The 17,291-nt window shown below is 37.0% G+C and carries 13 protein-coding genes; 9 read left to right on the forward strand and 4 right to left on the reverse strand.

All coding sequences use genetic code 11. The features are described from left to right. The first annotated feature begins 17 nt into the window (after positions 1 to 17). On the forward strand, positions 18 to 2,453 hold the full coding sequence (locus ABIL69_03105) for a fused MFS/spermidine synthase (protein MEO0122974.1): 2,436 nt from the start codon (positions 18 to 20) through the stop codon (positions 2,451 to 2,453). A 44-nt stretch (positions 2,454 to 2,497) separates the two neighbouring features. On the opposite strand, the gene ABIL69_03110 is transcribed toward ABIL69_03105, so the two are convergent. From ABIL69_03110 to ABIL69_03120, 3 genes are all read right to left on the reverse strand, one after another. Further along, the gene (locus tag ABIL69_03110) at positions 2,498 to 2,839 is read right to left on the reverse strand and encodes a metallopeptidase family protein (protein MEO0122975.1); all 342 of its coding nucleotides are present in this window, start codon (positions 2,837 to 2,839) and stop codon (positions 2,498 to 2,500) included. A gap of 61 nt (positions 2,840 to 2,900) precedes the next feature. Beyond that, positions 2,901 to 3,995 carry a glycosyltransferase gene (locus tag ABIL69_03115; GenBank protein MEO0122976.1) on the reverse strand — a complete coding sequence of 365 codons (1,095 nt, stop codon included), beginning with the start codon at positions 3,993 to 3,995 and terminating at the stop codon, positions 2,901 to 2,903. A 54-nt stretch (positions 3,996 to 4,049) separates the two neighbouring features. Further along, entirely contained in the window at positions 4,050 to 5,279 is a 1,230-nt protein-coding gene (locus tag ABIL69_03120) for an anion transporter (GenBank protein ID MEO0122977.1), read from the reverse strand. A gap of 130 nt (positions 5,280 to 5,409) precedes the next feature. Between ABIL69_03120 and glnA the strand changes: the two genes are divergently transcribed. Genes glnA through lnt form a run of 3 tightly spaced genes read left to right on the forward strand, consistent with a single transcriptional unit; the run spans position 5,410 to position 9,245 of the window. After that, positions 5,410 to 6,756, forward strand: a complete 1,347-nt coding sequence (glnA, locus tag ABIL69_03125) for a type I glutamate--ammonia ligase (protein MEO0122978.1) — start codon at positions 5,410 to 5,412, stop codon at positions 6,754 to 6,756. Continuing rightward, positions 6,753 to 7,760: a Gfo/Idh/MocA family oxidoreductase gene (locus tag ABIL69_03130; GenBank protein ID MEO0122979.1), complete on the forward strand. Its 1,008-nt coding sequence runs from the start codon at positions 6,753 to 6,755 to the stop codon at positions 7,758 to 7,760. The genes glnA and ABIL69_03130 overlap by 4 nt, the downstream gene beginning before the upstream one ends. Positions 7,761 to 7,769: 9 nt before the next feature. Continuing rightward, positions 7,770 to 9,245 carry an apolipoprotein N-acyltransferase gene (lnt, locus tag ABIL69_03135; protein ID MEO0122980.1) on the forward strand — a complete coding sequence of 492 codons (1,476 nt, stop codon included), beginning with the start codon at positions 7,770 to 7,772 and terminating at the stop codon, positions 9,243 to 9,245. 75 nt (positions 9,246 to 9,320) lie between these two features. On the opposite strand, the gene ABIL69_03140 is transcribed toward lnt, so the two are convergent. After that, complete coding sequence (locus ABIL69_03140; GenBank protein MEO0122981.1) at positions 9,321 to 12,560, reverse strand: choice-of-anchor J domain-containing protein; 3,240 nt, start codon at positions 12,558 to 12,560, stop codon at positions 9,321 to 9,323. 97 nt (positions 12,561 to 12,657) lie between these two features. Here ABIL69_03140 and ABIL69_03145 point away from each other — a divergent pair, with 97 nt between their 5' ends. The 5 genes from ABIL69_03145 to nadB all read left to right on the forward strand — a co-directional run. Then, positions 12,658 to 13,611, forward strand: a complete 954-nt coding sequence (locus ABIL69_03145; protein ID MEO0122982.1) for a hypothetical protein — start codon at positions 12,658 to 12,660, stop codon at positions 13,609 to 13,611. Continuing rightward, positions 13,611 to 14,294 carry a 16S rRNA (cytidine(1402)-2'-O)-methyltransferase gene (gene rsmI / locus ABIL69_03150; protein MEO0122983.1) on the forward strand — a complete coding sequence of 228 codons (684 nt, stop codon included), beginning with the start codon at positions 13,611 to 13,613 and terminating at the stop codon, positions 14,292 to 14,294. The genes ABIL69_03145 and rsmI overlap by 1 nt, the downstream gene beginning before the upstream one ends. Further along, positions 14,269 to 14,853 carry a CDP-alcohol phosphatidyltransferase family protein gene (locus ABIL69_03155; protein ID MEO0122984.1) on the forward strand — a complete coding sequence of 195 codons (585 nt, stop codon included), beginning with the start codon at positions 14,269 to 14,271 and terminating at the stop codon, positions 14,851 to 14,853. Before rsmI ends, ABIL69_03155 begins: the two co-directional genes overlap by 26 nt. A gap of 13 nt (positions 14,854 to 14,866) precedes the next feature. Continuing rightward, on the forward strand, positions 14,867 to 15,955 hold the full coding sequence (gene hflX / locus ABIL69_03160; protein ID MEO0122985.1) for a GTPase HflX: 1,089 nt from the start codon (positions 14,867 to 14,869) through the stop codon (positions 15,953 to 15,955). A 30-nt stretch (positions 15,956 to 15,985) separates the two neighbouring features. Further along, positions 15,986 to 17,291, forward strand: a 1,306-nt coding sequence (gene nadB / locus ABIL69_03165) for an L-aspartate oxidase (protein ID MEO0122986.1), incomplete at its 3' end; no start/stop codon positions are given.

The following is a 17,291-nucleotide window of genomic DNA, read 5'->3' on the forward strand; positions in this document are numbered from 1 at the left end:
TCAATTATACTCACTCAATGGATTTATATCTAATTCTCTATTTCTTTTCTGGCTTTTCTGCATTGATATATGAGGTAGTCTGGGCAAGATTACTATTACTCGCATTTGGGTCAACAACTGTAGCAAATACAATTGTGATAACTGCATTCATGTTAGGCCTTGGTCTGGGTGGATTATATTATGGTTCTTATATTGATAGAATTAAGAATTATAATAAATTATTTTTGCAGCTTCAATTGGGAATTGGTTTTTCTTCTTTATTGCTACTTTTTTTCACAAATAAGTTGCCGATTTTGTATAAAGGTATTTTAAATAATGTCCACCTGAACCAACCAGGTTCATCAGTACTAATATTTATCATGACCTTTATAATATTATTCGTTCCTACATTCTTAATGGGCGGAACATTTCCCGTGTTCATAAGACTATATGTGCAGGATGAAAACAAAATCAAAAACGGAATTGGGACATTATACGGACTGAATACACTGGGTGGTGTAATTGGTGCATTATTAACGGGATTCTTTTTTATTAGAAATTTTGGGCTTTCTATTACTCAATTAATTGCAATTTCAATAAATTTTACAATTGGTATTCTTCTGTTTTTACAGCGTTCAAAAATACTTGTAGAGGATAAAGATAATAAATTAGACCCACATGTCTTCAAACCGACAAATATGAAGAATTTAGAGAAATACCTGCCATCTGTTGCTGCACTTACAGGTTTTTCCAGCCTTGCATGTGAAATTTTCTGGATGCGCGCATTATCAATATTTCTTACCAATTCCACCTACACATTCACTATAATTCTTATCGTTTTTCTAACCGGAATTTCTATTGGCAGTATTATATTTACGAAGTTATCAAAAAAATCAAATTTTTACAATATCTTTGCCATAATTCAATTGCTGATAGGATTATACATCCTGATTGGTTGTCTGTTTTTACATAAACTACCGCTATTACTTTTTTTATTCCAGAATATTCTTGAAATACCTGCCTTCAGAATGTTTTTACCCGCACTCATTCTTTCGGTGGCTATAGTTTTTGTACCCACCATATTTATGGGTATCAGTTTTCCCTTGATTTGCACTTTATACGGTCAGAAAATTCAGCAACTCGGCAAAAGATTGGGCAATGTTTATTTTTCAAACACACTGGGCAGTGCATTGGGCTCTTTATTTGCGGGGCTCTTATTGATACATTACCTTGGAGTTATAAGGGGATTAATTTTTATTGCTTTTATAAATTTGCTGATTGGTTTTGTTTTTACAATATATTTAAAAAAGAAACTGTTGAATATTATAACTTTTGTTTGTGCAATTATTATCACCTTCTATTCAATAAGAAATACCTTTATTTTGCCCCCTTCCATCTATCACTCACCAGGTAGACAGGACCGTGTTTTATATTATAAAGAAACACGGGATGGAACTGTAATTGTGAGCGAAGACCGTTCCACAGGTATAAGGTCGTGTTATGTAAATAACAGCGCAGTAATTGGCACAACCTATGATGCATTAAAGGTTGTAAAAATGTTAGGGAATTTACCTTTTATTTTCAATCCCGACGCCCGGGAAGTATTGGTCATTGGTTTTGGAGTCGGTATAACGACTTCAGCTATTGCAAAATATGATATTAAACAGATTGACTGTGTTGAAATATGTCCGGGCTTACGCGAGGCAGCAAAATATTTTGCGAAATTTAATAATTATATTTACAATAACCCGCTGGTAAATTTTATTCCAAATGATGGAAGGAATTTCTTGCTTTTGAGCAAAAAAAGATACGACATCATTTCCTGCGATCCCACACATCCCATATTGGGTAGCGGAAGTCTCTATACTAAAGAATATTTTATGCTATGCAAAGAGCATTTATCTGAAAAAGGCGTAGTCTGTCAGTACTTACCATTTCATAAACTAAGTCCACAGCAATTCAAATCTTTGATAAAAACCTTTGCTGATGTTTTTCCCCATACTTCAATCTGGCTTGGTTATTCTCACGGTATACTTGTAGGGACAAATCATTCCCAAAAAATAAAATTTGAATCGTTCAAAAATGTCAAAGATGAAATGCTCAATGACCCTTATCTTCTTGCTATCTCTTATCTACTTGATACAGAAAAAATTAATCATTTTTCCATTGGTGCAATGATTAATACAGACGACAAGCCAATCTTAGAATTCTTTACACCCTTGAGTTTGAGTAATGAAAACTGGGAAATTAATATAAATTCTTTAATTGAACACAGAATTGAACTCGGTAAAATTATTGAAGATATTGAAGACTTAAAGAAATTAGAACGATATCTACTGGGTCAGCAGCATTTTATTGAAGGATTGATATATCAAAACAGGAGAGAGCGGCAGTCAATGATGAAGGCATTAAAAAAGGCTCTGGAAATAAATCCCGAAAATAATGAAATATTGCTATTCCTTCAATCGCAATAATTTGTTATTACTTTTTTGGAAATACCAACCTATTAATCTCTCTTCTATTTATGAGAAGCCATATCCTGTAGTTCAGTTTCATCAAACCCAAAATAATGTCCAATTTCGTGAAGAAGCACTTCATAAATCAATCTTTTCGTTTCATCATCATTTTTTGTTAAATTCTCAATATTATATTTAAACAATGTAATTTTATCAGGCAAAACATTTCCATACCAGAATCCCCGTTTCTTCAAAGGAACACCCTGGTATAGACCCAAAAGGTTTTTTTGTGGTATGGGTTTATCTTCAATCACAAACTCTACATTTACCAATTTATCCCGCAGAATTTTTGGCAATTTTTTCAAAGATTCCTTAATAGCTTCCTCAAAATCTTCTCGGGTCATATGCCCCCTTTAATCATTATAAAAAGACAATGTTTAATTAAAATAAATCTTTTATGAAAGATTATCTATCCGCTGCTTTTAGTACTACCCGGGCAATATTTAACGCAGAATTACTTTTACCGAGTCTTAAAAGATTTCTTTTCAATTGAATTATCTTTTCTTTATGACAAAGCAGATCGTTCATAACTCTCTTGGCATTGTCTTTTGTAATTTTCAATCCTGCGTTATGGCTTATAAAAAATTCTTCGTTCTTATCCTCCAAACCAGGGATTGAATTAGCAAACAAAAGACAAGGACCAGCCCTTGTTGCTTCGGTCGTTGTTATACCACCTGCCTTTGTAATTAGAATATCACAGACTGAAATCAATTCTTGAATCTTGTCAACCATGCCATAAATTTTTAGATTTGCCTTACCTTTTAGTTTCTTGATTTTTTCCATTGCTTCTTTATTTTCTCCACACAAGACCAGCAAATCATAATCAAAGTCAATAATCTCCCGAACAATTTCAAACCATTCTCCACCAAAGATCTTACTACCCATTACCACGACCGAAATCCTTTCAGTAGATAATCCAAATCTTTGCCGTGCTGCATTTTTATCAATCTCGCCTTCCAAGGAAATACTCACTGGAATACCGAATGGATAAATTTGCGCTCCCTTAATTCCATATTTTGTTATCTGCTCACCCAGGTCTTCATTTGGTATAAAATAGTCATCAACCTCTTTATTAACCCAGTGCGGGTGAATATAATAATCCGTGATTACAACACCCATTTTGTAATTGAATAACTTTTTGTATAATGCAGTATAATAGCAGGGTGAAAAATGTGTGCACAAGACATAATCCGGTTTGTATTCCCTGAGTAAATCAGAAAATTTATAGGCAGTCATTTTATGAAATTTATAAAGAGTTTTGTCACCCCCAGTTTTCACACCCATACCCTGATAGAAAATCTTCAAAAGCCAGATTGCGTTTTTTTGGCAGAATTCATAAATGTTTTTATACATGAACCCGTATAGCGGAAATACCCATTTGAAGCAATCTTCAAATCTGACTTTAGAATCTGGTGATAATTTTTCTATTGCCTGTTTAATTGCATTTGCTGCCTTTAAATGTCCCGCGCCAATAGGAACTGCAAGGATTAAAACTTTCATATAATTATATTATATTGGAGGAAGATAAATTTTCAAGGGAGTTTATAACTTACATTAACCAGATATTAATAATATGACAACACCAATGAATAGAGTAATAAGCGTCAATGGGAAACCAACTTTTAAATATTCAAAAAACCCAACCCTTACTCCTTCTTTTCCAGATGATTCAAAAACAATTATATTTGCAACCGAACCAATGATAGTTAGATTTCCAGCAAGGGTTGAAGACATGGCAAGTGTAAGCCAGGCAACTTTAGAATTCGCTAAACCAGCAAAGAAATGTGAAAATAATATAACGGCAGGAACATTGCTTATAATATTAGATAGTATGGTTGAACCAACGGTCAAATTGAAAATCTGAGAAAATTTACCATTGGCAAGATACTGCTTCACATACTCAAATATAGATAATGTTATGCCTGATTTCTCCACGCCTCGCATTACAATAAATAAACCGGCAAAAAATAGAAGCAACTGCCAGTCCACTTCTTCCAATGCCTTGCGCGGCTTATCGGCACCGGCAAGAATCAGAAAACATGCAAGGGTGATTGCAACATTTTGAGGGCTATAACCCAAACAAAGGAATATCAAAAGTAAAATTAATGTAATAAATGACGCTATAAAAAGCCTTTTTTGAATAACGATTTTATTTTCATCAAATTCAATGTCTAATTTCCTGCCGACAAAATCATTATGATAAATTAAACGTATCAATAGAAAATTTAATAATAATCCTATGATTGATACCGGTGAAAGAATTCTTAAAAATTCCAAAAAAGGAATCTTAGAATATAGACCAATAAGCATATTTTGTGGATTACCGATAACAGTCATTGTGCTGCCAATATTTGAAGATGTTGCTAATGCAATTAGAAAAGGAATTGGATTGAGTTGTGCTTTTCTGGTGATCCTTAAAACAATCGGCGTAAACAGAAGGCATATTGTATCATTCATAAACAAACTTGATGCAATTCCTGATGATATTATTAAAAAAAACAATAGTCCTGAAGCACTTTTTGCCCTGTGCAATATCCACCTCTCAACTATTTCAAAAAAACCGGATAACTCCATATATGCAATAATTATCATCATACCCAGAATGAATAATATTATATCAAGGTCAATCGCTGCGTATGCTTCTTTCAATGATATCACACCGAAAAATACCATAGCCACAGCCCCCAAAAGGGCACCCGCTGTTCTGTTAATATGAATGCCCGGAATATTTTGAATGCCGATTACGATATAAGTTATGATAAATATGATAAAACCCGGGTTCATTTAGAAATTTTATCCTTGGAGATGTTGTGATAAATCATTTTTTTGTGATAAGTATATTTATTTTTTAAAAAAAGTCAATTATATTGTATCTATTGACTATTCTTTTTTTTTATTTATAATTGTAATGGTTATGAAAAAACGAGAAATAAGTCACCAGAAAAAACAGTTAATAAAAGAAGGAATTAAATTTATTGATTTAAAATATTGCACACTTATTGGAACCCTAAATCACATCACAATTCCGGTTGAAAGATTTGATGAGATGCTTTCTGAAGGGGTTGGTGTTGATGGTTCAAGTCTACCCGGGTACAAGGGGGTTCAGAAAGGTGATATGCTCTTATTTCCTGATTTGACTACTTCTTTTATTGACCCATTTTTTGAAGATAAAACAATCTCTTTTTTGTGCAGTGTCTATCTGCCTGATAAGCTGATCCCTTACGAGCGGGATTCAAGAAATATTGCCAAAAAAGCAACAAATTATTTAAAGAAGGTTCTCAATACCCAGGCATTTTTTCAACCTGAACTTGAATTCTATATTTTTGAAAAATGCGAATATGCCGAGGGTCCGGGTTATAGTTATTATCGGCTTGAATATATTAATGAAGCAGAAAATGCAATACATTATCCTATAAGGTATAAAGGTGGATATCATATTGGACCACCAGAAGACCTTTATACAAATTTACGCAATGAAATGGTAAAATTGTTAAATCAATGTGGAATAAAGGCAAAATACCATCACCATGAAGTTGGTTCAAAAGGACAGATGGAAATAGAGCTATTGTTGGAACCTTTATTAAAATCTGCCGATAATCTATTTTTATCAAAATATTTATTGAAATCTCTTGCAAAAAGTCGGAATATATATCTCACATTTATGCCCAAACCATTTATCGGCGAACCAGGGAATGGGCTCCATCTTCATCAATACGTTGGTGAAAAAAACAAATCACTTTTTTATGACCCGCATTCAAAAAACAATCTTAGCGAATTATGCCTCAAATATATTGGTGGGATACTTCAACATTCACGGGCACTCTGTGCTTTTACAAATCCCAGCACAAATTCTTATAAAAGACTGATTCCAGGATTTGAAGCACCGACTTATACTGATTTTGCCCTTGGAAGCAGGACATCAGCAATCCGTGTACCTGCGTATATAAGAAATAAAAAAGAACTTGATATAGAATATCGCATTCCTGATGCAACAAGCAATCCTTATCTTGCAATGAGTGCTGTACTCCTTGCCGGACTTGATGGAATAGAGAATAATCTTAAACCAGATAAAAGAGAAAAACTACCAACAAATTCCTATGAAGCAATAAATGCATTAAAGGAAGACCATAAATTCTTGCTAAAGGGTGATGTGTTCAATGCCGACCTTATTGAACGATGGATTGAAGTAAAGACAAAAGAATTTGAAGAAGTCCATTTAAGACCACATCCGTATGAATTTAATCTATATTTAGGGGTATGAAAAAAACAGTTAAAATCGGGATTGTTGGCTGCGGTGCTCACGCACAGATTGCACATATTCCCGTCTTTAAAAAGAACAACGATTGTAATTTGATTGCTTTATGTGATACCGATACGCAGAAGGTTGAACAGATTGCTAATAAATATAGTATTCCTAAGAGGTACATTGACTTTCAAGAGATGATAGAAGATAAAGAGATAGATGCAATTGTCGTTTCTACACCCAATTATCTACATGCACCAATGACGATTGCAGCGTTAAAATTCGGTAAGGATGTTCTATGTGAAAATCCGATGGCGATAAGCCTCAGCGAAGCACAGGAAGTGGCAAAGATTGCCAAACAGACAAAGAAACAGGTGGCAGTTGCCCTCACTGGAAGATTCCGACCGGATGTTCAAACATTAAAGAAATTCATCAAAGAAGGTGAACTCGGAGATGTATATTATTTAAAAGCTGGATGGCTTTTAGGAATGAAAGAATGGGTTCTTTCTGATTGGCGTATGGACCTTTTGAAAAGTGGTGGCGGTGCGTTTTTAACACTTGGAACCCAGATCCTCGCCATTGCTACCCATTTTCTTGAAGACAAAGAAGTTGATACAATTTTCGGTTCAATGCACAAAAAAGAATCTGATACAAAAGTGGAAGATACTGCCCTGTGTATAATCAATTATAAGGACGGTACCTTACTTACAATTGAAGTCGGCTGGTCGTTATTATTTGACAAAGATTTCCTTTACTGCAACATATTCGGCAGAAAAGGTGGGGCGCTACTCAATCCATTAAAAATTCATAAAGAATTGCACAACGAACTGGTAAATGTTACTCCATCAATTCCAGTCAAAAATCTTTATAAAGTTGCCTGTGAACTTCAGGCACAATTTTTTATTGATGCAATCAGAAAGAATACAAGTCCGCCTTTTACTGCTGAAGATGGATTATTAATTGCCCGTGTCACCGATGCATTCTATGAATCAGCGACTAAAAATAAAATGGTAAAAATTTAAAAATGTTCAATGAAAAATTTTGTATTAATTTGTCTCTCTGCAATAATTTTGTCACTTTCTTTCCATCCGTTCGGGCTCTATTTTCTTGCCTGGTTCGGACTCGTTCCGCTACTTTTTGTAGTCTATAACTCAACCCTTTCAAAAGCTTTTCTTTACGGTTTGACCTTTGGCTTTTTATTCTCCCTTTTTTCTCTATTCTGGATTATATTTTTACAGATAGAAGTTAATATAAAGTTGCTAATGATTTTGGGAATGGCATTGATGTTTATATATATTGCGTTGTATATTGCTACTGGATTATTATTTGCAAGAATAATTGGCCTCTGGTCATTACCCTTTATATGGGCAGGTCTTGAATATTTAAAAGGACTCGGAGAACTTGGTTTTCCCTGGCTTTCACTGGGGTATTCCCAAGCCCGTTATCCTTTAATAATCCAGCAGGCTTCTATTTATGGTGTTTATGGGACATCTTTTTGGCTGGTTCTTCTCAATGTTTCACTTTTTTATTTTTTGCTCAATAAGAAAATAAAAAACATCATTATATCTGCCATTATCTTTCTATTACCAATATTCTTCGGATATATAAGATTGCATAGTAAGTCAGATTTTTCAAAAGAAATCACTATCGGTATCGTCCAGCCCAACATTGACCCCAATTTAAAATTTACCGCCCAGATGCGCGATGAAACATTCCGTCGTCTACTAAAACTCTCTGAAATGTGTCAGGAAAGAAATCCAGATAAAAAACTTTCCTTGATTGTCTGGCCCGAAACTGCAACTCCTATCAATATCAAAACTCCGGGTGCTTATCAGGATTCAGTAATAGTACTGTCAAACAGACTCGGCGTTCCAATACTCACTGGAACACCCATATACGACAAGCAAAAACATGAGATTTACAATGGGGCGGTCTTAATTGATCCCGAAAAAGGCATAATCCAGGAATACAAAAAAATTCATCTCGTTCCCTTCGGCGAACATATCCCTTTTGATAAATACATCCCCTTATTCAGAAAGATTGATTTTGGCGAAGGTGATTATTCACCCGGAAATGAATATACGGTATTTTCGACTAATGGTATAAAATTCTCCTGTCTTATTTGTTTTGAATCAATATTCCCGGAAATATCAAGAGAGTTTGTGAAAAAGGGAGCCCAATTACTCGTCAATATCACGAACGACGGCTGGTTTGGAAAGATTTCCGGACCCCAGCAACATAATGATATGGCAATCTTAAGAACAGTAGAAACTGGTGTTCCCCTGGTACGCAGTGCCAATACCGGCATATCAATGGTCGTAGACCAGTATGGTAGGATAAAAAAAGAAACAGAACTCTTTACCGAGGATATAATAACTTTTTCTTTACCGCATTTCAATATGCATACCATCTATCTTGTCATTGGAGATTTATTCTGGTTACTCTGTCTCTTATTAACCCCTTTCTTTGCTGCCTATAAAATTTTTATAAAAAACCGTTGGCTTTAAAATTTTTTAAAATTTCTTAAATAAGAAAGCCCCTTCTTATGAAGGGGCTTTCTTACAATCAATCGCGATAGGTATTTATTTAACCATTAGCACCTTATTTGTTATTTTCCGGCTATCGGTATTCATTCGTACAAAATACACACCATTGGGCAATTTCCGGCCATAATCATCGTAACCGTTCCAACTCATTTTATACAAACCTTTATCAACCTTTGCCTTCATGAGCGTTCTTACCATCTGTCCTGCAGCATTGTAGACTACAATCTCAATTTCAGAACTCTTTGGTACTCCGTAATTTATCATTATCTGATTTGAGAAAGGATTGGGATGGGTGATAAGAAAATATTCATTAACTATATTCTTGTTTACTTCACTTATTCCCACAGTGAAATCAAGGACGAAGTCGTCAACATACCAGTACAATTCATCATTCGCCACATAATGGAAGGCAAAGCGCACATCGTTCTCACCTTGAACCAAAGATGTCACATCCACGGACTTATAGCCTGAATCATCGGCATTGGAATAGAAATGAATCATCTGCCAGGTTGCGCCATCGTCAGTGCTGACAAGGACGCGGCCCGAATCCAACCTTGAGGTAGTATAATCATTATAGTAATGCCAGTAATTGAGTATGTAATTACCACTGGCACTGCAATCAAACCTCGGTGAAATGAGCCAGTCGTCATGCACTTCAGTTGGTGAGAAGTACACCCTTGCCACGGTCCGTGATGGACTTGTTGAAACATAACGATGCCAGTCATTATTGTCCGTAACCGGTGGCGTTTGTGAACCACCATCAATTATATACCAGCCACAGAATGGCGGTTCGGTTGAATTAATCCAGAGTTCATCAAAATCCTTCGTATAAGGAGGCGTGTGGGAATAAGGACATACAGTAACTACTTTAACGATTGTATCATTCTGTGGATTCTGGTCGCCCGACAATTTTGTTCCAAACCAGATAGTATTATCGCCGGAAGCCGTTGGTACAAATTGTTGCGTGAACGAATAGTTTGCAATCTGTCCAATCTCAAGATAACCGGTCCAGGTTTCAAATGTCGTATCCGCCCCACCGGTGGTGTAGAAAATCGGAATTGATGTAACCGGGTTAAATCCAAAATTTTTAATCACTACATTCACCGACGTGGGCTTATTGACAATGTATGGTTTAGGTCCCAGTGTCGCTGCAATAATTCCAGCGTCATTGTTAAATGCGGTAGGTGGGGTAACATACGCCCGAACTGAGTCTATGAACATATTATTTCCATAACCACTGCGCGCGCGGAAGGCGAGATAAAGATTTCGGTCGGCATGGAAATTACCAATTTCTACATCATGGGCATACCAGCCTGCTGTCGCACCGTATCTGTGGAATGCAGCAACTGGGGTATAAGTAGTATCATTACAAGAAAATTCAACGACGATTGAATCTGGATTGGTCGTATAACTAGGGTCATGATACATATAGAAACGAAGCATCAATCTTCGATTCTGAGGTCCGATATTAATTCTGTGTGTTCTTAATCTGGAACCTGAACCACTGCTCGCATTATATGACGGAAAACCCGCCATTGCATAACCTTCCAGCGGGGTGCAAGTTGGGTTCGAACCGCTGGTATATCTTGCCCAATTATAGGATCCGGCAAGGATTGTCCGCCACCAATTATAAGGAGTATCAAAGGCTGGAGAAGTCGTTGCATTTACTGGCGGAAATGCCACCGCATTGAAGTTTGATGCTACCTTCGTGCTTTCGTCATAGACCTCAACGTGGAGTTTGGTGGTATCATTTACCGGATTAACATCACCAAATAAATTCGTAAAGACATAAAGGGTATCCATGCCGAGAAAATTCATTACCACAGGAATTTTTATGGAATCCACAGCACCTGGTTGAAGGGTGCCAGGAAATGGTATTGCGCCACTTATCGGATTATTCTTGAATGCAAACTGAACAGGAAAACTGCTCTGGGGATTTGAGCCGGAATTAAAGATAGTAACAAGGATTGTATCAGGTGCATTGATAATTGAAGTTGGATTCAATAATCGGAAATAATATGTCCCAATGTCATTCACTAAATCTCGCTGCTCAATCTCCACAAGTGAGCCACCGCCCGAAAGCACAATCTCCTGATTTAAATTTCTAAATCGGTTGATATTGCCGATTATAACTCCATAATCACTCTGGGAGGCGACCGATTTTTGTAATCCCCTTATCCATGCACTGCCATTCGGTGCATACCAGAAGATATAAGGTATCGCTGTGGTGCTGGCACCACCGACCAGGACGAGCTCTGCACCCGGATTATCGGTCAATATATCACCAATGGCGATACAATTATCCGCAGCTCCCCAGGTTGATGTCCAAGCCCAGGCAACCCCATACCAGTAGGCCCCGGTCCAGTTCCAGATTGAAACTTGATAAGAAGTTGAACCATGCACAATTCCAATTTCATTTCCAGGAAAGAGAGGATTGATATCACCGATTACTGCATCATAAGCACCGGATAAAGCGCTGGATATAGTAAGGGTATCCCAGGATGTTCCATTCCAGTATAATTGCCAGAGCCGTGCACCACCGACCACATAGATTTCGTTTCCGGAAAGCGTGGGCACGATATCACCAATTGCGATACCCCTTGCTGCTACCGTTCCACTCAAAAGAATCCTTGTTGTATCCCAGGCACTTCCGTCCCATTGCACCCTCATTATTGCTGCACTCGGTGAAGTCTGAACAATATTGATATAAAAATCCCTTGTTGTCGGATTATTGTCTCCATCGCCGAAGACAATATCGTTTATTGAACTATTCACCGCGAAGGAATCACGGGCTACCCAGTTAGCCCCATCCCATTCAAACCAGATTAATCGGTATGGTGTAGCAGAATGTCCGGTTAGAATATCGGTATATTCATCACCGTCAACATCTCCCACTGCTACCGAATAGGCGGAGCTACCACTCGTAAATGAGTAAGGCGTTTCTATTCTAAAACCATTTTTAACAAAATTCGTACTCATTGTATCGGTGGCAATGACAAGATATCTTGTTCCCCCGGATTGAACGGTGATAATCCTTAAAGTATCATCTGCACTGCCTTTAAAATACTTCCCAAACGCAATTTTTCTTGTCAGATTAGCAGTAGAGCCGGTCCAGACCCGGTTGGAATCATATAATGGTGCTGGTAATCTGATCGCTGCCCCTGCATCATTCGCCTTGAGAATTTCAATTTCCTGAATCGGTTGATACTCCTTTGCATATGATAGGACAACAGAAAAAAACAAAGACCCTATCATTAATATTTGCAGCAACTTCATAATTCCTCCTTTCTCACATATATTATAATCCATTCTCTATTGATGTCAATACTGTAATAATCCTTGACTTTTTCATAAAATTGTTTAATATTATGTTATGAAATTGCCCAAGGGTAGACCAATACTTGAGAATACACGCCTTGAATTCATTAATCTTGATAATGTATTGACTGCATCAAAACGGGAAAGGGCACACCGTATTTCGGGATATATTTCTATCATCTACCCTGAGATGGAAGAATTGATATTCTTAAAACAAGGAGAACCGTTCAATGCCGCACGACTGAGTTTAAAAGAAAGGACTATAATTCCAATATCCGAAGTTATTGAAAAGGCGAAAAAGGCAACATCAGGTATCTTATCTGAATATGCCACAGATGAGGTCCTGTTAAATATGATTATAACTTCAATAACGAATCAACCGATAAAAGCAGGAATAGACCTCAATCGCCTCCAGCCCAAAATCCTTATAGATAAACTTAAATCAACAAAATTTGATGGTTTTATCTGGATAAAGGCTGGGATTGAAGAATCTTTTATTGCGTTCAAGCAGGGTGAACTTTTGGGACTTTATGCTGCAGGGAACAATGAAAAAATTCAGGATGAGAATATCATTTGTAATTATCTGACCAAACCTAATACCACAATAGCAGTCTTTGACCATATTGAAGTTGGTATGCCTGTTCAAGCAACGCCAGCACAGGTAGAAATGTTTTGTAAGATTATTTCCGCAATGCTGAAGAATTATTCAAAACCGCTCGGTAATACGATGGTGCTGAAGACGGTAATGATGGCAAAATCAACCGCCCAGAAAGAATATCCATTTATTAATGAATTCCAGATTGATGCTGACTTCAATATCTCTGCAAAACTTGTAATTGAGCCCAAAATGCTTGCCCGGGGGATTGCGCGCTGGCTTGATTTAATTTTTGAATCATTTTCTACGCTCTTGGGCAAAGAAAGTGAAAACATTGCAAAAAAGGTCCTCAATGACTATCGTTTTGCCCTAATGTCTTTAAACTTTTTTGATTACACAAAATTAAAACTTTAATGCCTCTTTTTATTGTTGCCACTCCGATAGGAAATCTGGAAGATATCACAATCAGGGCAATAAAGATTCTAAACGAAGTAGATTTTATCGCATGTGAAGATACGCGGCGTGCAAAGATAATTTTTCAAAAATATAATATCAAGAAACCACTGATTTCTTATTATGATCGCATTGAAAAAAAGAGAACACCCGAATTGTTGAAATTATTAAAAGAAGGGAAAAAAATCGCGCTCATTTGTAATGCTGGAACACCGCTAATATCAGATCCCGGTTATGTTCTGGTAAAAGAAGCTGTCTTAAATAACATCCCGGTCACTTCTATACCAGGCCCTTCAATACCGATAGCAGCACTGGTAGTTTCTGGATTACCGATTAACCGATTTATATTTGAAGGCTTTTTACCAAAAAAGAAAGGACAGAGACAAAAGATTTTTGAAGCATTGAAGACCGAATCAAGACCGGCAGTAATATTAGAATCACCACACAGGGTTATTGAAACATTAAACGAAATGAAAGAAGTTCTTCCGAATAGGAGGATCGTCCTTGTGCGTGAATTGACAAAATATTATGAAGAAATTCTGAGAGGCACCATTGAAGAAATTTTAAAAAACCTAAAAACCGACCGGGGAGAATTTACAATAATCGTTGCAGGTAGAGATGAAAAAATTAAAGGCGATATATAAAAAGGTCTTTCTATTACCGATTGTAAAATTACTTATAAAACTAAATATTGCGCCCAATGTTATAACGATACTCAGTCTTATTATTGCAGTATTTGCCTTTCTTGCTTATAAAAACGGTGTTTTCTGGCTTGGTGGTATTATTTTATTCTTCAGCAGTATTTTAGATACATTTGATGGTGAAATTGCACGACAGACAAACAGGGTCACCAAATTCGGAGGATTCTTAGATTCCACACTGGATCGTGTTAATGAATTTTTAATATATCTTGGATTATTTGTTTATTATTTTCATAATGCCAATTATGTTCTTTATTGGATTTTATTGGCACAATTCGGTTCATTAATGGTCAGTTATACAAGGGCAAGGGGTGAAGGAGTCGGAATATCACCACAGGTTGGTTTATTTGAACGATTTGTCAGATTATTATTTCTAATTATCGGCTCTTTTTTTGGGGCCAAAATTATGGTATATATATTGGTTATTATCACCATAGGTACGTTTATAACATCGCTCCAGCGTATAATTTATCTTCTTAATAATTCAAGGTCTGTTGATTAAACTTTAATAATAAATGGAAAAAAGGGAACGCACTTTTCTGATTGGAGTAAGCGATGGAAAATTGAAACGATGGGAATTGATACAATCGCTTGAAGAACTATCCAATCTAACCAAAACTGCAGGCGGTGATGTGATTGAAAGTTTTATACAGATAAGGGATAAATACGACCCGGCATTGTTAATAGGAAAAGGCAAGGCACAGGAATTGAGCAAACTTGCACAGGATTTTAAAATTGACCTTCTGATATTTGATACCGAACTCTCCGGCGTTCAGATAAGAAATATTGAAACAGAAACCGGGGTAAGGGTGATCGACCGCACAATCCTCATACTTGACATATTTGCCAAACACGCCCGGACCAGAGAAGCAAAATTACAAGTAGAAATGGCACAGCTTGAATATCGCCTTCCCCGACTTACGGGAAAGGGATTAGAACTTTCAAGGCTCGGTGGTGGTATTGGTACCAGGGGTCCGGGTGAGAAGAAATTAGAAGTAGACCGCAGGAGAATCAAAGAAAGAATCGCAATCCTGAAAAAGGAACTAAAAAAGATTGAACTATCAAAACAGGTACAGAGGAAACAGCGACGCGATTTCTATAAAATATGCACAGTTGGATATACAAACGCAGGTAAATCATCATTAGTAAATGCCCTGACCAAAGGTGACCTGCTTACCGCAGATTATCTTTTCTCCACACTTGATTCAAATACTTCAATTTTATTTTTACCACCCAACCATAAAGTTTTGATTAGCGATACCGTCGGTTTTTTAAAAAAACTTCCCCACAGTTTGATTGCCTCTTTCCGTGCAACACTTGCTGAAGTGCTTGAGGCGGATTTATTAATCCATATCGTTGATGCAACAGAAGACGATATTGAATCAAAAATTAAAACAGTGGATGAAGTTTTAAAAGAAATTGGTGCTGACAATAAACCGAAGATTTTAGTTTTTAATAAATTAGATCGCCTCTTTAATGAAGAGCGTGTCCGACTAAATGAAAAGTATCCCAATGCATTGTTCGTTTCTGCAAAAGAAAAAATTGGCATTGAGGAATTAAAAAAATATCTAAACCGCCATTTTTTCGGTGAAAATTTCTATTGACATTCAAAGAATTTTATGTAAAATCTTCTGATGCCCAGAAAGGTAGATTTTCTGGTTGTGGGCTCCGGTGTTGCGGGGTTAACCTTTGCAACCAAAAGTGCAAAATACGGCAGTGTTTTAATTCTCACAAAAAAGCACAAGGCAGAGTCTAATACTAATTATGCACAGGGTGGAATCGCAGGCGTTTTTGGTAAAGACGATTCATTTGAGAGTCATATAGAAGATACTTTAAACGCAGGAGACGGTTTATGTCACCGGGATGCGGTAGAGATTATGGTGAAAGAAGGTCCTGCCTTGATAAAAGAATTATATCAGATGGGTTGTCGTTTCTCCGTTGATAGTAATGGTAATTTTGAACTCGGACAAGAAGGAGGTCATTCACACCGCAGGATTGTCCATGCACGGGATTTTACAGGACAGGAGATTGAACGAGTGTTGATTGAAGAGGCAAAAAAATATGATTTTACAATAAGTGAGAATGAGGTTGTTCTGGATCTGATTGTACAGGATGGCGAATGTCTCGGTATCTACTACTTTGATGTCGATACCCAGCGCGTAGAAACGATATTTGCCAGCGCAACAATCTTAGCAACCGGTGGCGTTGGTCAGGTATATGAACATACAACAAATCCACCCATTGCTACCGGGGATGGCATTGCGATGGCATTCCGTGTGGGTGCTGAAATAGCGAATATGGAATTTGTTCAGTTCCATCCCACTGCGGTATATAATATCAAAATTGACGGCAGGTCGTTTTTAATATCTGAGGCGGTTAGAGGTGAAGGAGGTATTCTTAAAACAAGAAAAGGCAAACCGTTTATGAAAAAGTATCACCCTCTTGAAAATCTTGCACCCAGGGATGTTGTTGCCCGTGCCTGCGTTACCGAAATGATTGAAAATAACGACCCCTATGTGCTTCTTGATGTTACCCATCTCAAACCAGATTATATAAAAAATAGGTTTCCCACCATTTATGAAACCTGCCTGCGCTGGGGCATTGATATCACGAGAGAACCAATACCCGTTGTTCCTGCAGCCCATTATCTTTGCGGTGGGATAAAGGTAAATACCTGGGGCGAAACATCTATAGAGAGACTATTTGCCCTTGGTGAATGTGCCTGTACCGGAGTCCACGGCGCAAATCGCCTTGCCTCAAATTCTCTACTTGAGGCACTTGTTTTTGCCACAAGGGCGGCAAAGCGTGTTTCTCGTATGAAGTCGCTAAAACTTAAAAAACAACCGAAATTAAAACCTTCAGTTACTACCGGTCCTGACTTCAAGATTCAAGTAAAGCAATTAATGTCGCAATTTGTAAATGTTATTAGAACTGAAGAAG

This window comes from candidate division WOR-3 bacterium (genome assembly GCA_039802005.1).
Classification (GTDB): Bacteria; Hydrothermota; Tepidihabitantia; order SM23-42; family JAOAFX01; genus JAOAFX01.